The following is a 17,360-nucleotide window of genomic DNA, read 5'->3' on the forward strand; positions in this document are numbered from 1 at the left end:
GATTCCCTAACAAATTCAAGATTGGAGACAGCAATGGCCGAAGCAAAAGTATTGAGTGGCGCCGGGCTGCGTGGCCAGGTGGCCGGGCAAACCGCATTGTCCACCGTGGGACAAGAAGGCGCAGGCCTGACCTATCGCGGCTATGACGTTCGCGAACTGGCGGCACAAGCGCATTTCGAAGAAGTGGCGTACATGCTGCTATACGGCGAACTGCCGAACAAGGCGCAACTGGCGGCCTACATCAGCAAACTGAGCAAGCTGCGTGATCTGCCGCAAGCGCTGAAGGAAGTGCTCGAACGCATTCCGGCGGACGCCCACCCGATGGACGTGATGCGCACCGGTTGCTCGTTCCTCGGCAACCTTGAGCCGGAGCAGAACTTCTCAGAGCAACACGACAAAACCGACCGCCTGCTGGCCGCGTTCCCGGCGATCATGTGCTACTGGTATCGCTTCAGCCACGACGGCAAACGCATCAACTGCGTGACCGATGAAGAGTCCATCGGTGGCCACTTCCTGCACCTGCTGCATGACAAGAAGCCGAGCGAGTTGCACGTCAAGGTGATAAACGTTTCGCTGATCCTTTATGCGGAGCACGAGTTCAACGCATCGACCTTCACCGCTCGCGTTTGCGCCTCGACCTTGTCCGACCTGTTCTCCTGCGTCACCGCGGCCATCGGTTCCCTGCGTGGCCCGTTGCATGGCGGTGCCAACGAAGCGGCGATGGAAATGATCGAACGCTTTGCATCGCCGGAGGAGGCGATCAAGGGCACCCTCGGCATGCTTGAGCGCAAAGACAAGATCATGGGCTTCGGCCATGCGATCTACAAAGACAACGACCCGCGCAATGAAGTGATCAAGGGCTGGTCGAAAAAGCTCGCTGACGAAGTCGGCGACAAGGTGTTGTTCGCGGTGTCCGAAGCCATCGACAAGACTATGTGGGAACAGAAGAAACTGTTCCCCAACGCCGACTTCTACCATGCCTCTGCGTACCACTTCATGGGCATTCCGACCAAGCTGTTCACGCCGATTTTCGTTTGCTCGCGCCTGACCGGCTGGGCGGCGCATGTGTTCGAACAGCGCGCCAACAACCGCATCATTCGCCCGAGCGCCGAGTACGTCGGCGTCGAACAGCGCAAGTTCGTGCCAATCGAACAACGCTGACCGGTGGGAGCCGGCGCCGGGATCTGAATTCAATGCAGATCCCTGTGGGAGCGAGCCTGCTCGCGATGACGGACTGACATTCAACATGGATGTCGCCAGTTACATCGCTATCGCGAGCAGGCTCGCTCCCACAGTGGATTGTGTTCAGTTCAAGTCCTGTGCCAGGCGCCTCCTATGTAATCACCGTGACCGAGTCCTGACGATGAACACAGAATTTCGCAAACCACTGCCCGGCAGCCACCTGGATTACTACGACACCCGCGCGGCAGTCGAGGCTATCGCGCCCGGCGCCTATGACACCCTGCCGTACACCTCCCGCGTGTTGGCGGAAAACCTCGTGCGTCGCTGCGACCCGGCCACGCTCACCGAATCCCTGAAGCAGTTTATCGAGCGCAAGCGCGACCTCGACTTTCCGTGGTTCCCGGCCCGTGTGGTGTGCCACGACATTCTGGGTCAGACCGCATTGGTGGACCTCGCCGGCCTGCGCGATGCTATCGCCCTGCAAGGCGGCGATCCTGCGCAAGTCAACCCGGTGGTGCCGACGCAACTGATCGTCGACCACTCCCTGGCTGTCGAACGCGGTGGCTTCGATCCGGAGGCGTTCGAAAAGAACCGTGCTATCGAAGACCGTCGCAACGAAGACCGTTTCCACTTCATCAACTGGACCAAGAAGGCGTTCAAGAACGTCGACGTGATCCCGCCGGGCAACGGCATCATGCACCAGATCAACCTGGAGAAAATGTCTCCGGTGATTCAGGTGCGTGATGGCGTGGCCTTCCCCGATACCTGCGTGGGTACCGACAGTCACACTCCGCACGTCGATGCGCTGGGCGTGATCGCCATCGGTGTTGGCGGTCTGGAAGCTGAAAGCGTCATGCTCGGCCGTGCGTCCTGGATGCGCTTGCCGGAAAGCGTTGGCGTCGAACTGACCGGCAAATTGCAGCCCGGCATCACCGCCACCGACATGGTGCTGGCGCTGACCGAGTTCCTGCGCCAGCAAAAAGTGGTCGGCGCGTGGCTGGAGTTCTTCGGTGAAGGGGCATCAAAGTTGACCCTGGGCGACCGCGCAACCATTTCCAACATGGCTCCGGAATACGGCGCCACCGCGGCGATGTTCTACATCGACCAGCAAACCATCGACTACCTGAAACTGACCGGCCGTGAAGATGAGCAGGTGCAGTTGGTGGAGAACTACGCTCGGCAGACCGGTCTCTGGGCCGACAGCCTGAAGGGCGCGCAATACGAGCGTGGGCTGAGCTTCAATCTGTCTTCAGTAGTGCGCAATATGGCAGGTCCGAGCAACCCGCACGCCCGTGTCGCCACCTCTGATCTCGCTGCTCAAGGCATCTCTGGCCAGTGGGACGATGTTCCTGGCCAGATGCCGGATGGCGCGGTGATCATTGCCGCCATCACCAGTTGCACCAACACCAGCAACCCGCGCAACGTCATCGCCGCCGGCCTGCTGGCGCGCAACGCCAACAAGCTGGGGCTGACCCGCAAGCCGTGGGTCAAGTCGTCCCTGGCTCCAGGTTCCAAGACCGTAGCGCTGTACCTGGATGAAGCTGGTCTGACCACCGAACTGGAGCAACTCGGCTTCGGCGTGGTGGCGTTCGCGTGCACCACCTGCAACGGCATGTCCGGTGCACTGGACCCGGTGATCCAGCAGGAGATCATCGACCGTGATTTGTACGCCACCGCCGTGTTGTCGGGTAACCGCAACTTCGACGGACGTATCCACCCGTACGCCAAGCAAGCATTCCTCGCATCGCCACCATTGGTGGTGGCTTACGCCATCGCCGGGACCATCCGTTTCGACATCGAAAAAGACGTGTTGGGCCTGACCGCCGAGGGCAAGGAAATCCGCCTGAAGGACATCTGGCCGAGCGACGAAGAAATCGACGCAGTGGTCAAGGCGTCGGTCAAACCGGAGCAGTTCCGCCAGGTCTACATTCCGATGTTCGCGATCCACGAAGACACCGGCCCGAAAGTTACGCCGCTGTACGACTGGCGCGAGATGAGCACCTACATCCGCCGTCCGCCGTACTGGGAAGGCGCACTGGCCGGGGCGCGTCCGCTCAAGGGCATGCGCCCGCTGGCAGTGCTGCCGGACAACATCACCACCGATCACCTGTCGCCGTCCAACGCCATCATGCTCGACAGCGCGGCGGGTGAGTACCTGGCGAAAATGGGCCTGCCGGAAGAGGACTTCAACTCTTACGCGACGCATCGCGGCGACCATTTGACCGCGCAACGTGCGACCTTCGCCAACCCGAAACTGTTCAACGAAATGGTTAAGGAAAACGGCAAGGTCAAGCAGGGTTCTCTGGCGCGGGTCGAGCCGGAAGGCCAGGTCATGCGCATGTGGGAAGCCATCGAAACCTACATGGAGCGCAAGCAGCCGCTGATCATCATCGCGGGTGCTGACTACGGTCAGGGTTCGTCCCGCGACTGGGCCGCCAAGGGCGTGCGTCTGGCTGGCGTCGAAGCCATCGCTGCCGAAGGTTTCGAGCGCATCCACCGTACCAACCTGGTGGGCATGGGCGTGTTGCCGCTGGAGTTCAAGCCGGGCACCGACCGCAAGACGCTGGGCATCGACGGTACTGAAACCTTCGACGTGATCGGCGAGCGCACTCCGCGCGCCACACTGACCCTGGTTATCACCCGCAAGAACGGTGAACAAGTTTCGGTGCCGGTCACTTGCCGCCTCGACACCGCTGAAGAAGTCTCGATCTACGAAGCCGGTGGCGTGTTGCAGCGTTTCGCCCAGGACTTCCTTGAATCGGCTGTTGCCGTTTAATACGACGAGCCGCGCGGGATTTTAAGTCCCGCGCTGGCCTATAAGGACCCACATGGCCCACGTACCTCAGATCAAGATTCCCGCCACCTACATGCGGGGCGGCACCAGCAAAGGCGTGTTCTTCAGCCTGCAGGATTTGCCTGAATCGGCACAGGTTCCGGGCCCGTCCCGCGATGCGCTGTTGTTGCGGGTAATTGGCAGCCCTGACCCGTATGAGAAGCAAATCGACGGCATGGGCGCGGCGACCTCCAGCACCAGCAAAACGGTGATCGTGTCCAAGAGCATCAAGGCCGATCACGACGTCGATTACCTGTTCGGTCAGGTCTCCATCGACAAGCCTTTTGTCGACTGGAGCGGCAACTGCGGCAACCTCTCGGCAGCGGTTGGTTCGTTCGCCATCAGCAGCGGTCTGGTAGATGCCAGTCGCGTTCCGCACAACGGTGTGGCGGTGGTGCGCATCTGGCAGGCCAACATTGGCAAGACCATCATCGCCCACGTGCCAATCACTGATGGCGCGGTGCAGGAAACCGGTGATTTCGAACTCGACGGCGTGACCTTTCCGGCCGCCGAAGTGCAGCTCGAATTCATGAGCCCGGCGGCCGAGGAAGAGGGCGCGGGTGGTTCGATGTTCCCCACCGGCAATCTGGTCGATGACCTGGAAGTGCCCGGCCTTGGCACCCTCAAGGTGACCATGATCAACGCCGGCATTCCGACCATTTTCCTCAACGCGCATGCCATCGGCTACATCGGCACCGAGTTGCAGGGCGACATCAATGGCGACCCGAAAGCGCTGGCGATGTTCGAGACCATTCGTGCTCACGGCGCACTTCGCATGGGGTTGATTTCGAACCTCGATGACGCCGCCAAACGTCAGCACACGCCCAAGGTTGCGTTCGTCGCACGGCCTGCCGATTACCTCGCGTCCAGCGGTAAACCGGTGGCCGCGAGCGATGTCGATCTGCTGGTCCGGGCGCTGTCCATGGGCAAGCTGCACCACGCGATGATGGGCACGGCTGCCGTAGCCATCGGCACCGCTGCGGCGATTGACGGCACGCTGGTCAACCTCGCTGCCGGTGGCAACCCGCGCAACGCCGTGCGTTTCGGGCATCCGTCGGGCACCTTGCGCGTTGGCGCTGAAGCTCATCTGGTCGACGGCGAATGGACCGTGACCAAAGCCATCATGAGCCGCAGTGCGCGGGTGTTGATGGAAGGCTGGGTACGGGTGCCGGGCGACGCGTTCTGATCCCGACACCGAACCAATGTGGGAGCGAGCCTGCTCGCGATAGCGTTGTGTCAGGCGACATCAATGTTGACTGTGTCGACCCCATCGCGAGCATACGGAGCGCCGCCCGGCTGCTCCCACAGTTCATTGCATTTCAATAATAAGAAAGTAGTAACCGACTGAGATTGCTCCTGAACCGAGGTCCCATCAACGAACCACTTGCAGAGTGAATCGAACATGAGCGCCAACGTTGACCTGAACAACCGCCCCGATTACGACACGGTCCTTAAGGACATTGCCGACTACGTACTGAACTTCAAGATCGAGTCCCAGGAGGCCCTGGATACGGCTCGAAATTGCTTGATGGACACCCTGGGTTGCGGCCTGTTGGCGCTACGTTTTCCCGAATGCACCAAGCACCTGGGGCCGATCGTCGAAGGCACAGTCGTGCCCTTTGGCGCACGTGTTCCAGGCACCAGCTTTCGTCTCGATCCGGTCAAAGCTGCGTGGGACATCGGCTGTATCGTCCGCTGGCTCGACTACAACGACACCTGGCTGGCCGCCGAGTGGGGCCATCCGTCCGACAACCTTGGCGCAATACTCGCGGTTGCCGATCACCTGTCGCAGAAACGCGTGACCAATGGCGATGCACCGCTGACCGTGCGAGTGGTGCTGGACGCGATGATCATGGCTCACGAGATTCAGGGGGTGATCGCCCTGGAAAACTCCTTCAACCGGGTTGGCCTGGACCATGTGCTGCTGGTTAAAGTCGCCTCGACGGCGGTGACCGCGAAACTGATGGGCGCAAATCGCGAGCAACTGTTGGCGGCGCTGTCCCACGCGTTTGTCGATGGCCAGGCATTGCGCACCTACCGTCACGCGCCGAACGCCGGTTCGCGCAAGTCCTGGGCGGCAGGTGACGCCTCTAGTCGTGGCGTGCGGCTGGCGGACATCGCCATGCGTGGCGAGATGGGCATTCCGGGCGTGCTGACGGCAAAGCAGTGGGGCTTCTACGACGTGCTGTTCAGTCATACCAACAAGGACTTGGCGCTCAAGCCTGAGGACAAGCGCGAGTTCAGCCTTTCGCAAAAATACGGCACCTATGTGATGGAAAACGTGCTGTTCAAGATCAGCTTCCCGGCCGAGTTCCACGCGCAAACCGCCTGCGAAGCTGCGGTAACCTTGCACCCGCAGGTGAGGAATCGTCTGCATGAAATCGACAAGATCGTCATCACCACCCACGAGTCGGCGATTCGCATCATTTCCAAGGTCGGTCAACTGGCCAACGCCGCGGACCGCGATCACTGCATCCAGTACATGACTGCCGTGCCTCTGGCCTTCGGCAATCTGGTGGCTGAACAGTACGAAGACGAGTTCCACGCCGCGCACCCGATCATTGACGTGCTGCGCGAGAAGATGGTCGTTGTCGAAGAGCCACGCTACACCCGCGAGTACCTGGAGGCCGACAAACGCTCTATCGCCAATGCCCTGCAAGTGTTCTTCAAGGATGGCTCAAGCACCGAGCAGGTCGTGGTCGAATACCCGATTGGCCATCGCCGTCGTCGTGCCGAAGGCATTCCCTTGCTGGAGGACAAATTCAAGGCCAATCTGGCGACCCGTTTCACTGCGCAACGCTCGGCACAAATCTTTGCCCTGTGCAAGGATCAGGCAAAACTTGAGGCAACGCCGGTGAACCGCTTTGTCGATTTGTTCGTGATCTGAGACAGCGATTGCCTGCCAAAAAAAGCCAGCGAAAGCGGGCTTTTGCGCAGGTGGGTAGTCAGGTTTTCGAACGTTTGGCCAACAGCTTTTCAACGGGAAGCTTGGTAATTGCAAATCCTGTCAACAGCACCGATGAATAGAGCATCAACTCCGAGGAAATCGCCAAACCTTCGTACCAGGAACCGATGACCACGGCGAACACCGGGAAGATGATGAAGACGAAGGACAGAATGATCGGGCTCAGACGTTTGAGCAGCATGAAATACACGATAAAACCGCCGACCGAGGCGACCAGTCCGAGGTAGAGCAGGGCGCTCCAGGAGCGCAGCGTTATGTCACTGAAAGTCGGTGCTTCGAAGCGCAGCCCGGCCACGAACAACATCAGTCCGGCGAGGCCAATGGGCAGGGTGTTGTAGGTGATGACACTGATGGCGCTGCCTTGTTTCTTGGTCACCACGTAACACAGCGCATGCAGGATCGCGGCCGCAAGAATCGCCAGCACCCCGAACAATTCCGCGTGATCCAGATGCAGCCCTTGGCTACGGATAATCATGAACAGGCTGCCAAAACCGATTGCGATACCGAGCACCTGAGAGGTGTAGATTTTTTCCCGCAGAAACACCGCAGAAAAAATCAGGATGAACACCGGCATGCAGCTGAACAGCAGAGCGGTCAGGCCGGATGAAACGTGCATCTCGCCGTAGTTCAGCAGGTAGTAGGGCAGGCTGAAGTATGACAGCGTGACGAATGCAAAAAACCAGCGGCTTTCCCTGGGAAACAACAACGGCTCCCGGCGTAGCTTCGCGAACGTCAGGAACAGTGGAAAAGCAATCAGAAAGCGCAGACCCGCAGCGGTCAGGGGCGGCACGCTTTCGACCGCAATCCTGATTCCCAGCCACGTGGTGCCCCAACTCAGGCAAACGATGAGAAACAGTGCGCTGGTGATCAGGCCTGCCAGCCAGGTTTTTTGGTTCTTTTGCGTGGCATCGATGGCAACGGACATGGGCATGGCCGAGTTCCTTTCGTGAGAGGAAATTGACCTGTCCATGGAAAAGGTCTATCCCTGATTGAACCTGTTTCCAGCACGCTATTAGGGAAGATAATGGCTGTCAAAGTAAGTATTGCTATGGTGTCAATCATGCGTGCCGGGCTCGCGGACGGTCTTGGCGTGAAGTACAAGCGTCTGGCAGAGGCCATCGAAAAGGGCATTCATGAGGGGTTGATCGAGCCCGGCTGCAAGTTGCCGCCCCATCGGTTGTTGTCTGACAGCCTGGGCTTAACCGTTGGGACCATCAGTCGTGCTTACTCCGAGTTGGAGCGCGTGGGCCTGGTGGTTGCTCGCGTAGGAGATGGCACTTATGTGCGTCGGCGCGGGATGGAACGTCCGCGCGACGGTGGTTTTCGTAACGTCAGCGAAGGACCACAGCAGTGCTTTGACATGAGCCGCAACCAGCCGATTCCCGGGCAGGCGGCGCTGTTTCTCAGTCAAAGCTTGCAGGCATTGGCCTGCGATGCCGAGACATTGCAGGGGATCAGTGGGTATACCGTCGATGCCGGGTTGCTGCGTTATCGGTCTGCTGGCGCACATTGGCTCAGCCACAAGGAGTTTATTGCGAGTGCGGAGCAGGTGATTTGCGTTAATGGCGGCCAGCACGGGCTGCTATGCGCGCTGATGGCATTGCTCAAGGCGGGCGACACGCTGGTGACCGAGCATTTGACGTATCCGGGGCTGATCAGCGTCGCACGCATGCTCGGGATAAAACTCATGGGTCTGGGGATGGATGACGAAGGATTGTTGCCATCCATGCTGGATGAGGCCTGCCGCAATCACCGGGTGACTGCGCTGTATTGCACGCCGACGATCCAGAATCCCACGGCGGCGGTGATGTCTGTGGCGCGGCGCGAGGCTATCGCTGAGGTCTGTCGAGAGCACAATCTGCTGATCCTGGAGGACGAAGCCCATGCCGTGCTGGCGCAAGAGCGTCCGTTACCCCTGAGCTTTTTCGCCCCGGAGCGCACGATTCTGATTGGCAGCTTGAGCAAGGCAGTCTCGGCCGGATTGCGCGTCGGTTATCTGCATGCGCCGCAACCCTTGATCAGTCGCGTGTCGGCGGCGGTGCGGGGGACGTGCTGGATGGCCACGCCGTTGACACTGGAGCTGGCTACTTCATGGATTGAACGCGGTGTCGCCGAGCAGTTGCTGGGGCAACAAATAGTAGAAATCAGTCGCCGCAAAGCCTTGGTCGCCGGGTTGCTCAACGGGCTTGCGTACAAAACCCACTCTCACAGTCCTCATTTCTGGATCGAAGTGCCCGAGCCCTGGCGTGCGTCGCAGATCGAGGCTGAGCTCAAACAGAACGGTTACCTGATCGCTACTGCCGAAGCGTTCGCTGTCGGACATGTGACCGTGCCGCAGTTCATTCGGGTGAGTGTTTGCAATGCGTCTGGGGATGATCGGTTGTTACTGGCGGGGTTTGAGGCGGTGGCGAAGGCGTTGGAGCAGGGCGCAGAAACCGCGTAATCGTTCATCGCGAGCAGGCTCGCTCCCACACTGGACCGTATCTACCTTGAGGTCGCGGTCAAATGTGGGAGCGGGCTTGCTCGCGAAAGCGGTGTAACAGGCGCCAAAAAACTACTTGAACCGCCGCTCCACACCTTTCTCCACCAGAATCTTCGCCGAAATCTCTTCCACGGAAAAATGCGTGGAGTTGATGTGCGCGATGTTTTCGCGGCGGAACAGGTTCTCGACTTCGCGCACTTCGAACTCGCACTGGGCGTAGCTCGAATAGCGGCTATTGGGCTTGCGCTCGTTGCGGATCGCGGTGAGGCGGTCCGGGTCGATGGTCAGGCCGAACAGCTTGTGCTGATGGGCGCGCAATGCCGCTGGCAGTTGCAGGCGTTCCATGTCGTCTTCGGTCAGCGGGTAGTTGGCCGCGCGAATACCGAATTGCATGGCCATGTACAGGCAGGTCGGGGTTTTGCCGCAGCGCGACACGCCGACCAGGATCAGGTCAGCCTTGTCGTAATAGTGGGTACGGGCGCCATCGTCGTTGTCGAGGGCGAAGTTCACCGCCTCGATACGCTCCATGTAATTGGAGTTGTGGCCAATGGAATGCGACTTGCCGACCGAATACGACGAGTGCTCGCTCAACTCCTGCTCGAGCGGCGCGAGGAAGGTCGAGAAGATGTCGATCATGAAACCATTGGAGGTCGCGAGAATCTCACGAATATCCTGGTTGACGATCGTGTCGAAGATGATCGGACGAAATCCGTCCTTTTCGGCGGCCATATTGATTTGTTGTACCATGGCCCGCGCTTTATCCACGCTGTCGATGTACGGTCGAATAGCTTTGCTGAAGGTAATGTTTTCGAACTGCGCCAACAGGCTTTGACCCAGGGTTTCGGCTGTAATGCCCGTGCCATCGGAGATAAAGAAAGCAGATCGTTTCATTTGCGCCTTGGGCCTTAAGCTGGTGACGATTCTTGGATATGATAGGCGCGATTTGCCGGCCTGGATTGGCCCGCATTCTCACTTATTTTCCAGGTCCAGGCCATATCGCTGGCAAATGCTCCTGATGAGCCGCCAGCGCCCTGAGCTTTTCCAACACAGTTAGTGGAGAGATCACCTTGGTAGAGTACGTAGTTTCCCTCGATAAGCTCGGCGTCCACGATGTAGAGCATGTGGGGGGCAAGAACGCATCCCTGGGCGAGATGATCAGTAATCTTGCGGGCGCCGGTGTATCGGTCCCAGGTGGCTTCGCCACGACGGCTCAGGCTTATCGTGATTTTCTCGAATTAAGTGGTCTGAACGACCAGATCCACGCCGCGCTCGATGCGCTGGACGTCGACGACGTAAATGCCCTGGCGAAAACCGGTGCGCAAATCCGTCAATGGATCATGGAAGCCGAGTTCCCGGAGAAGCTCAACGCCGAGATCCGCACCGCGTTCGCCACGCTGTCGGCCGGTAACCCGGACATGGCCGTGGCCGTGCGCTCTTCGGCGACTGCCGAAGACTTGCCGGACGCTTCCTTCGCCGGCCAACAGGAAACCTTCCTGAACATCCGTGGCGTCGAAAACGTCATTCGCGCCGCCAAGGAAGTGTTTGCTTCCCTGTTCAACGACCGCGCCATTTCCTACCGTGTGCATCAGGGCTTCGACCACAAGCTGGTGGCCCTGTCGGCTGGCGTGCAGCGCATGGTGCGTTCGGAAACCGGCACTGCCGGCGTGATGTTCACCCTGGATACCGAATCCGGCTTCCGTGACGTGGTGTTTATCACCGGCGCCTACGGCCTGGGCGAAACCGTCGTACAAGGCGCGGTGAACCCGGATGAGTTCTACGTCCACAAAGGCACGCTGGCAGCCGGTCGTCCGGCGATCCTGCGCCGTAACCTGGGCAGCAAAGCCATCAAGATGATCTACGGCGACGAAGCCAAGGCCGGTCGCTCGGTCAAGACCGTCGATGTCGACAAGGCTGAACGCGCGCGTTTCTGCCTGACTGACGCTGAAGTCAGCGAACTGGCCAAACAGGCGATGATCATCGAGAAGCACTACAAGTGCCCGATGGACATCGAATGGGCCAAAGACGGCGACGACGGCAAGCTGTACATCGTTCAGGCTCGCCCTGAAACCGTGAAGAGCCGTACCTCGGCCAATGTCATGGAACGTTACCTGTTGAAAGAAACCGGCACCGTACTGGTGGAAGGTCGCGCCATTGGCCAGCGCATCGGCGCCGGTAAAGTGCGCATCATCAAAGACGTTTCCGAGATGGACAAAGTCCAGCCAGGCGACGTTCTGGTTTCCGACATGACCGACCCGGATTGGGAACCGGTCATGAAGCGCGCCAGCGCCATCGTCACCAACCGTGGCGGGCGTACCTGCCACGCGGCGATCATTGCGCGTGAACTGGGTATCCCGGCTGTCGTCGGTTGCGGTAACGCCACCCAGCTGTTGAAAGACGGCCAGGGCGTGACCGTTTCCTGCGCTGAAGGCGACACCGGTTTCATCTTCGAAGGCGAGTTGGGCTTCGACATCAAGAAAAACTCCGTCGACGCCATGCCGGAACTACCGTTCAAAATCATGATGAACGTCGGTAACCCGGATCGTGCTTTCGATTTCGCGCAGCTGCCGAACGCCGGTGTGGGCCTGGCCCGTCTGGAGTTCATCATCAACCGCATGATCGGCGTGCACCCTAAAGCGCTGCTGAACTACGACGGTCTGCCGTCGGAAATCAAGGAAAGCGTCGACAAGCGCATCGCCGGTTACAACGATCCGGTTGGTTTCTACGTCGAGAAACTGGTCGAGGGCATCAGCACCCTGGCCGCCGCGTTCTGGCCGAAAAAGGTCATCGTGCGTCTGTCGGACTTCAAGTCCAACGAATACGCCAACCTGATCGGCGGCAAGCTCTACGAGCCGGAAGAAGAAAACCCGATGCTGGGCTTCCGTGGCGCTTCGCGTTACATCAGCGAGTCGTTCCGTGACTGCTTCGAGCTCGAATGCCGCGCACTGAAACGCGTGCGCAACGAGATGGGCCTGACCAACGTCGAAATCATGGTGCCGTTCGTCCGTACCCTGGGCGAAGCCAGCCAGGTCGTGGACCTGTTGGCCGAGAACGGCCTGGCGCGTGGCGAAAACGGTCTGCGCGTCATCATGATGTGTGAACTGCCGTCCAACGCGATCCTCGCTGAAGAGTTCCTCGAGTTCTTCGACGGTTTCTCCATCGGCTCCAACGACCTGACCCAGCTGACCCTGGGCCTGGACCGTGACTCCGGGATCATCGCGCACCTGTTCGACGAGCGTAATCCGGCGGTCAAGAAGCTGCTGTCCAACGCGATTCAGGCCTGTAACAAGGCTGGCAAATACATCGGTATTTGCGGTCAGGGCCCTTCCGACCACCCGGACCTGGCCAAGTGGCTGATGGAACAGGGGATCGAAAGCGTTTCGTTGAATCCGGATTCCGTACTGGAAACCTGGTTCTTCCTGGCTGAAGGTCAGACTGCGGTCTAAGTCGTTGAGTGAAGGGCCGATCGGTGATCGGCCCTTTAGAGTTCTGTGTCCTATCTCGGCAATGCGTTCAATTTTGACGTGTGGATTTTGCTGGCAGGCAAGGCGCCGCGACGAGTCATAGCTGGCTATGGCGAGGAGCGGCAACGCAGCATGCTGGCAAAAGCCGCCGTCAAAATTGAACAGTCATTGCCGAGATAGGGCACGTGGGCGGCATCCAGATGGAGCCCGCCCTTTTTTGTGCAAGAGCATTATGCAAAGCAGCAGCAACCTATTTCCTGTCGCCTTGATCAGCGCCGAGCGTCGCGGCGATCTGAGCGAGGACGTCTATCGCTTGAAACCCGGCAACAGCCCGGATGGCACCGTCGAACTGGCGGTCACCCGCCTGGGCATAGCCGATGAGCCTGCCGTGCGCGGTGTTCCAGTGATTTTGCTTCACGGCAGTTTTTCCAACCGGCGTTTCTGGTTCTCCCCCAAAGGCCTCGGCTTGGGCGCCTACCTGGCGCGCGCCGGTTTTGATGTGTGGATACCGGAAATGCGTGGTCACGGCTTGTCTCAGCGCAACCAGAACTATCGAAAGAACCGCGTTGCCGACTACGCCCGTTACGATCTACCCGCGATTGCCGCGTTCGTTCGCGAGCAAAGTGGACAGATTCCGCACTGGATTGGTCATTCACTGGGTGGCATCACCCTGGCGGCAGCGCTGGGTGGGCAGTACCTGGGTGAGCCAGCGGTTGCCTCCGCAGCATTTTTTGGTACGCAGGTCAGTCGCACCTATTGGCCGCTGAAAATTCCCCCGGTGGAATGGAGCGGGCGGTTCATCCTGAAGCGTTTCGCGCAGATTTCTGGCTCTCGCCTCAAGCGTGGTCCGGAGGACGAGCCGATAGGCCTGGCCCTGGAAGGCATGCGTTGGTACGGCTTGTTCGGGCGCTTTGGCGATGCCGAGAAAGACTGGTGGGCCGGGCTGGCTGAGGTTCAGGTGCCGGTATTGGGCGTCAGCGCGACGAGCGATCATCAGGACCCTGATTGGGCGTGTCGCAAGCTGTTCGATCAGATCGGCTCCGAGCACAAGCAGTTTGTCTGCCTGGGGCGTGAGCAGGGCTTTTCGGACAATTTTGGTCATGTTGAAATGCTGGTCAGCAAAGCTGCACAAGCCGAAGTCTGGCCGTTGGTGCAGCGCTGGCTGACCGATCAGCAGGCGCCGTTACTGGCTGGCAAGTCGGATCTGGCGACAGCGGTCTGAGTGCGAATGCTCTAACAAGAGCGTTTCGCTCCGATCAGCTAACGGCTAAGATATGACGCATTGAGCTGTTCTGGTCACAAACGGTTACTGGGTCGGCCTTATGTTCGTGCCTCTTGAGCGTCTGATCAATCTGAATGAAGGTTATCGGCGGACGTTCCAGGTCGAAGGGCGTAGCCTGCTGTTGTTGGTGCTGGATAATCAGCCGTTGTTGCTGATAGACAGCTGTCCACATCAAGGCGCTCCGTTGAGTTGCGCGACACTCTCGGGAAATATCCTGCGTTGTCAGCGCCACGGAATCGAGTTTCAGTTGCCCAGCGGCGTTCCGGTACAGGCACCGTGCCCTGGCTTGAGCATACTGAGGGTGGCTTACGAGGGTGATCGCATAGGGATTGATGTTTAAATCTTTTGCGACTACTCGTTTGAGTACTGCAACCCCTGCGATTTTCGACAGCCCACAATTGTGTTCTCTCTCTTACAGGAGTTTCTCGATGAACCATTACCTCACTCCCGACCTGTGCGACGCCTACCCGGAACTGGTGCAGGTGCTGGAGCCGATGTTCAGCAATTTTGGTGGCCGTGATTCCTTCGGCGGCGAAATCGTTACCATCAAATGCTTCGAAGACAACTCACTGGTCAAGGAGCAGGTCGAGCTCAAAGGGAATGGCAAGGTGCTGGTGGTCGACGGCGGTGGTTCGCTGCGTCGTGCACTGCTGGGCGACATGTTGGCCGAGAAAGCCGCGAAAAACGGTTGGGAAGGGCTGGTGATCTACGGTTGCATCCGTGACGTCGACGTCATTGCACAAACCGATCTGGGCGTGCAGGCGCTGGCCAGTCACCCGATGAAGACCGACAAGCGTGGTATCGGTGATCTGAACGTCGCAGTGACCTTCGCCGGTGTGACTTTCCGTCCGGGTGAATACATCTATGCGGATAATAACGGCGTGATCATCTCGCCGAGTCCGTTGAAAATGCCGGAATAAAACATCGAATAGCTGTCGATGTTCAAGAAAGGGGTGAGGATGTTCGAGGAAGAAAACGCGCAGTGGGGGCTGGTGCATGCCCTGGTGCTGGATGGAAAAGGCGGTGCGCGTTCTATTGCCCGGACTGAACTGAATGACCTGCAACTGCAAGCCCATGAAAGCCTCTGGCTGCACTGGGACCGTAGTCACCCGCAAACCCAGACCTGGTTGCGTCAAGCCAGTGGTCTGAGTGCGTTCAGTTGTGATCTGTTGCTCGAAGAAAACACCCGGCCGCGTCTGTTGGCGCTGCCGGACTCCGAGCTGTTGCTGTTTTTGCGCGGAATCAATCTCAATCCGGGAGCCGAGCCTGAAGACATGGTGTCGGTGCGGATCTTCGCCTCTGCTCAGCGGGTCATTTCCCTGCGTTTACGGCCATTGCGTGCCACCGATGAGTTGCTGGTGCAACTGAATGAGGGCAAGGGGCCGAAAACCACCTCGGAACTGGTCCTGTATATGGCTCAGTACCTCACCCATAAAGTGCAGGATCTGGTGAGCGATCTCTCCGAAATCGTCGATGATGAAGAAGAAAAGCTGGATACCGACGAACGGTATGCTCCGGAGCATGGCGCCATTTTGCAGATCCGTCGGCGAGCGGCAGGACTCAAGCGTTTCCTTGCTCCGCAGCGGGATATCTTCGGTCAGCTGACGCGGATAAAACTGCCATGGTTCGTCGACGATGACGGCGACTACTGGAACGAATTGTACAACAGCCTGACGCGTTATCTGGAAGAGCTGGAGTTGACCCGGGAGCGCGTAGGACTGGTGCTTGAGACTGAAGATCGGCGTTTGAGCGTGCGCATGAATCGCACTATGTACCGCTTCGGGATCATCACCGGGATCTTTTTGCCGATGAGTTTCCTGACCGGTTTGCTCGGCATAAACGTCGGTGGAATTCCTTTTTCCGGGAACCCTTATGGCTTCGTGATTGCCTGTCTGATGATGGTGACAGTGGCGGTGGGGCAGTGGTGGTTGTTCCGACGTTTACGCTGGGTATGAAGGAGCGCCATGTGACCCGAAGAATTTTGATCGCGTCTTTCACAGATATCACGAGAGGTGCGTATGCACGATCCGTTTGAACAGTCCTTGCGTGACATGCTCAAGGCATCACCGTCCAGCCGTGACGACGATGCCTGTCTGGGGCGTGTACTGAAAACCGCCAACCGCCAGGTCGGCGCCGGTGATCTGTTCAGCCTGCTGGGCCGCTGGCTGCCCGCGCTGATGATCGCCCTGAATAACGGATCGGCCCATATATCGCCGGTTTCCCGTCGTAAACCTACTGCTCGCACTGCTGATAAGGCTGATTGAATATGGAACTTGATCTCTGGACTCAGAGCCTCGTCACGGCAATGACAGCGTTGTGGACCAAGGTAGCGAACTTCATTCCTAACCTGTTCGGCGCACTCGTAGTGCTGTTACTGGGGTTTGTCGTGGCCAAGCTGCTCGACACCCTGCTCTCCAAATTACTCGCAAAACTGGGCCTGGACCGCTTGATGGGCGGTACTGGTTTGACCAAGCTGCTGGCCCGTGCAGGCCTGCAGGTGCCGATTTCAACCCTGATCGGCAAGATCGTTTATTGGTTCGTTTTGCTGATTTTTCTGGTTTCTGCTGCAGAATCCCTTGGCTTGGAGCGAGTTTCGGCTACGCTCGATATGTTGGCGCTGTATGTGCCGAAAGTATTCGGTGCTGCGCTGGTGTTGCTGGTGGGCGTGTTGCTCGCACAATTGGCCAATGGGCTGGTGCGCGGCGCCGCAGAGGGTGTAGGGCTTGATTACGCATCGGGCCTGGGGCGAATCGCTCAAGGCCTGGTGATCATCATCAGTATTTCGGTTGCGATCAGTCAGCTGGAGGTCAAAACCGACCTGCTGAACCATGTGATCGTGATTGTGTTGATTACCGTTGGTCTGGCAGTAGCCTTGGCCATGGGGTTGGGAAGCCGGGACATTGCCGGCCAGATTCTTGCTGGAATCTATGTGCGTGAGTTGTATCAGGTTGGGCAACAAGTGCGTGTTGGTGAGGTCGAAGGTCAGATCGAAGAGATCGGCACGGTTAAAACTACATTGCTGACCGATGAGGGTGAGCTAGTCTCACTTTCCAATCGGATCCTCCTGGAACAGCATGTAAGTAGCCGCTAACCCGGCAAACCCTGCTAATGTATGCCGCCGCAAAATGCCCGATACCCTGGGTAGCGGCGGACAT

The 17,360-nt window shown here is 58.8% G+C and carries 14 protein-coding genes; 12 read left to right on the plus strand and 2 right to left on the minus strand.

The genetic code is table 11. The features are described 5' to 3' along the window. The first annotated feature begins 33 nt into the window (after positions 1 to 33). From prpC to prpD, 4 genes are all read left to right on the plus strand, one after another. Positions 34 to 1,161 carry a 2-methylcitrate synthase gene (gene prpC / locus NTD87_RS04645; protein ID WP_262112200.1) on the plus strand — a complete coding sequence of 376 codons (1,128 nt, stop codon included), beginning with the start codon at positions 34 to 36 and terminating at the stop codon, positions 1,159 to 1,161. A 202-nt stretch (positions 1,162 to 1,363) separates the two neighbouring features. Further along, entirely contained in the window at positions 1,364 to 3,958 is a 2,595-nt protein-coding gene (gene acnD, locus NTD87_RS04650) for a Fe/S-dependent 2-methylisocitrate dehydratase AcnD (protein WP_262112202.1), read from the plus strand. A gap of 52 nt (positions 3,959 to 4,010) precedes the next feature. Continuing rightward, on the plus strand, positions 4,011 to 5,201 hold the full coding sequence (prpF, locus tag NTD87_RS04655) for a 2-methylaconitate cis-trans isomerase PrpF (protein ID WP_262112203.1): 1,191 nt from the start codon (positions 4,011 to 4,013) through the stop codon (positions 5,199 to 5,201). A gap of 216 nt (positions 5,202 to 5,417) precedes the next feature. Then, positions 5,418 to 6,902 (plus strand): 2-methylcitrate dehydratase, encoded by a 1,485-nt coding sequence (gene prpD, locus NTD87_RS04660; RefSeq protein WP_262112204.1) that lies wholly within the window; start codon positions 5,418 to 5,420, stop codon positions 6,900 to 6,902. Positions 6,903 to 6,960: 58 nt separating this feature from the next. Here the strand turns inward: prpD and NTD87_RS04665 are convergent, their stop codons facing one another. Continuing rightward, positions 6,961 to 7,860, minus strand: coding sequence for a DMT family transporter (locus NTD87_RS04665; protein WP_262112240.1), 900 nt, complete (start codon positions 7,858 to 7,860; stop codon positions 6,961 to 6,963). A 144-nt stretch (positions 7,861 to 8,004) separates the two neighbouring features. Between NTD87_RS04665 and NTD87_RS04670 the strand changes: the two genes are divergently transcribed. After that, complete coding sequence (locus tag NTD87_RS04670) at positions 8,005 to 9,423, plus strand: PLP-dependent aminotransferase family protein (protein ID WP_262112205.1); 1,419 nt, start codon at positions 8,005 to 8,007, stop codon at positions 9,421 to 9,423. Between the two features lie 111 nt (positions 9,424 to 9,534). On the opposite strand, the gene NTD87_RS04675 is transcribed toward NTD87_RS04670, so the two are convergent. Next, positions 9,535 to 10,353 (minus strand): pyruvate, water dikinase regulatory protein, encoded by an 819-nt coding sequence (locus NTD87_RS04675; RefSeq protein WP_262112206.1) that lies wholly within the window; start codon positions 10,351 to 10,353, stop codon positions 9,535 to 9,537. A gap of 176 nt (positions 10,354 to 10,529) precedes the next feature. Between NTD87_RS04675 and ppsA the strand changes: the two genes are divergently transcribed. The 7 genes from ppsA to NTD87_RS04710 all read left to right on the plus strand — a co-directional run bounded on the left by ppsA (position 10,530) and on the right by NTD87_RS04710 (position 17,296). Further along, positions 10,530 to 12,905: a phosphoenolpyruvate synthase gene (ppsA, locus tag NTD87_RS04680; RefSeq protein WP_262112207.1), complete on the plus strand. Its 2,376-nt coding sequence runs from the start codon at positions 10,530 to 10,532 to the stop codon at positions 12,903 to 12,905. A 250-nt stretch (positions 12,906 to 13,155) separates the two neighbouring features. Next, a complete protein-coding gene (locus NTD87_RS04685; RefSeq protein ID WP_262112208.1) occupies positions 13,156 to 14,145 on the plus strand; it encodes a lysophospholipase in 990 nt (329 codons plus the stop codon). 100 nt (positions 14,146 to 14,245) lie between these two features. Continuing rightward, positions 14,246 to 14,545, plus strand: coding sequence for a Rieske (2Fe-2S) protein (locus tag NTD87_RS04690; protein WP_262112209.1), 300 nt, complete (start codon positions 14,246 to 14,248; stop codon positions 14,543 to 14,545). An 88-nt stretch (positions 14,546 to 14,633) separates the two neighbouring features. Then, positions 14,634 to 15,125, plus strand: a complete 492-nt coding sequence (gene rraA, locus NTD87_RS04695; RefSeq protein WP_262112211.1) for a ribonuclease E activity regulator RraA — start codon at positions 14,634 to 14,636, stop codon at positions 15,123 to 15,125. 39 nt (positions 15,126 to 15,164) lie between these two features. Next, entirely contained in the window at positions 15,165 to 16,160 is a 996-nt protein-coding gene (locus NTD87_RS04700; RefSeq protein ID WP_262112213.1) for a zinc transporter ZntB, read from the plus strand. 63 nt (positions 16,161 to 16,223) lie between these two features. Beyond that, positions 16,224 to 16,469, plus strand: coding sequence for a CrfX protein (locus NTD87_RS04705; protein WP_262112215.1), 246 nt, complete (start codon positions 16,224 to 16,226; stop codon positions 16,467 to 16,469). Positions 16,470 to 16,471: 2 nt separating this feature from the next. Beyond that, positions 16,472 to 17,296, plus strand: coding sequence for a mechanosensitive ion channel family protein (locus NTD87_RS04710; protein ID WP_262112217.1), 825 nt, complete (start codon positions 16,472 to 16,474; stop codon positions 17,294 to 17,296). The last annotated feature ends 64 nt before the right edge of the window (positions 17,297 to 17,360 follow it).

Origin of the sequence: Pseudomonas sp. 6D_7.1_Bac1 (assembly GCF_025465945.1) — a bacterium.
Taxonomy (GTDB): domain Bacteria; phylum Pseudomonadota; class Gammaproteobacteria; order Pseudomonadales; family Pseudomonadaceae; genus Aquipseudomonas.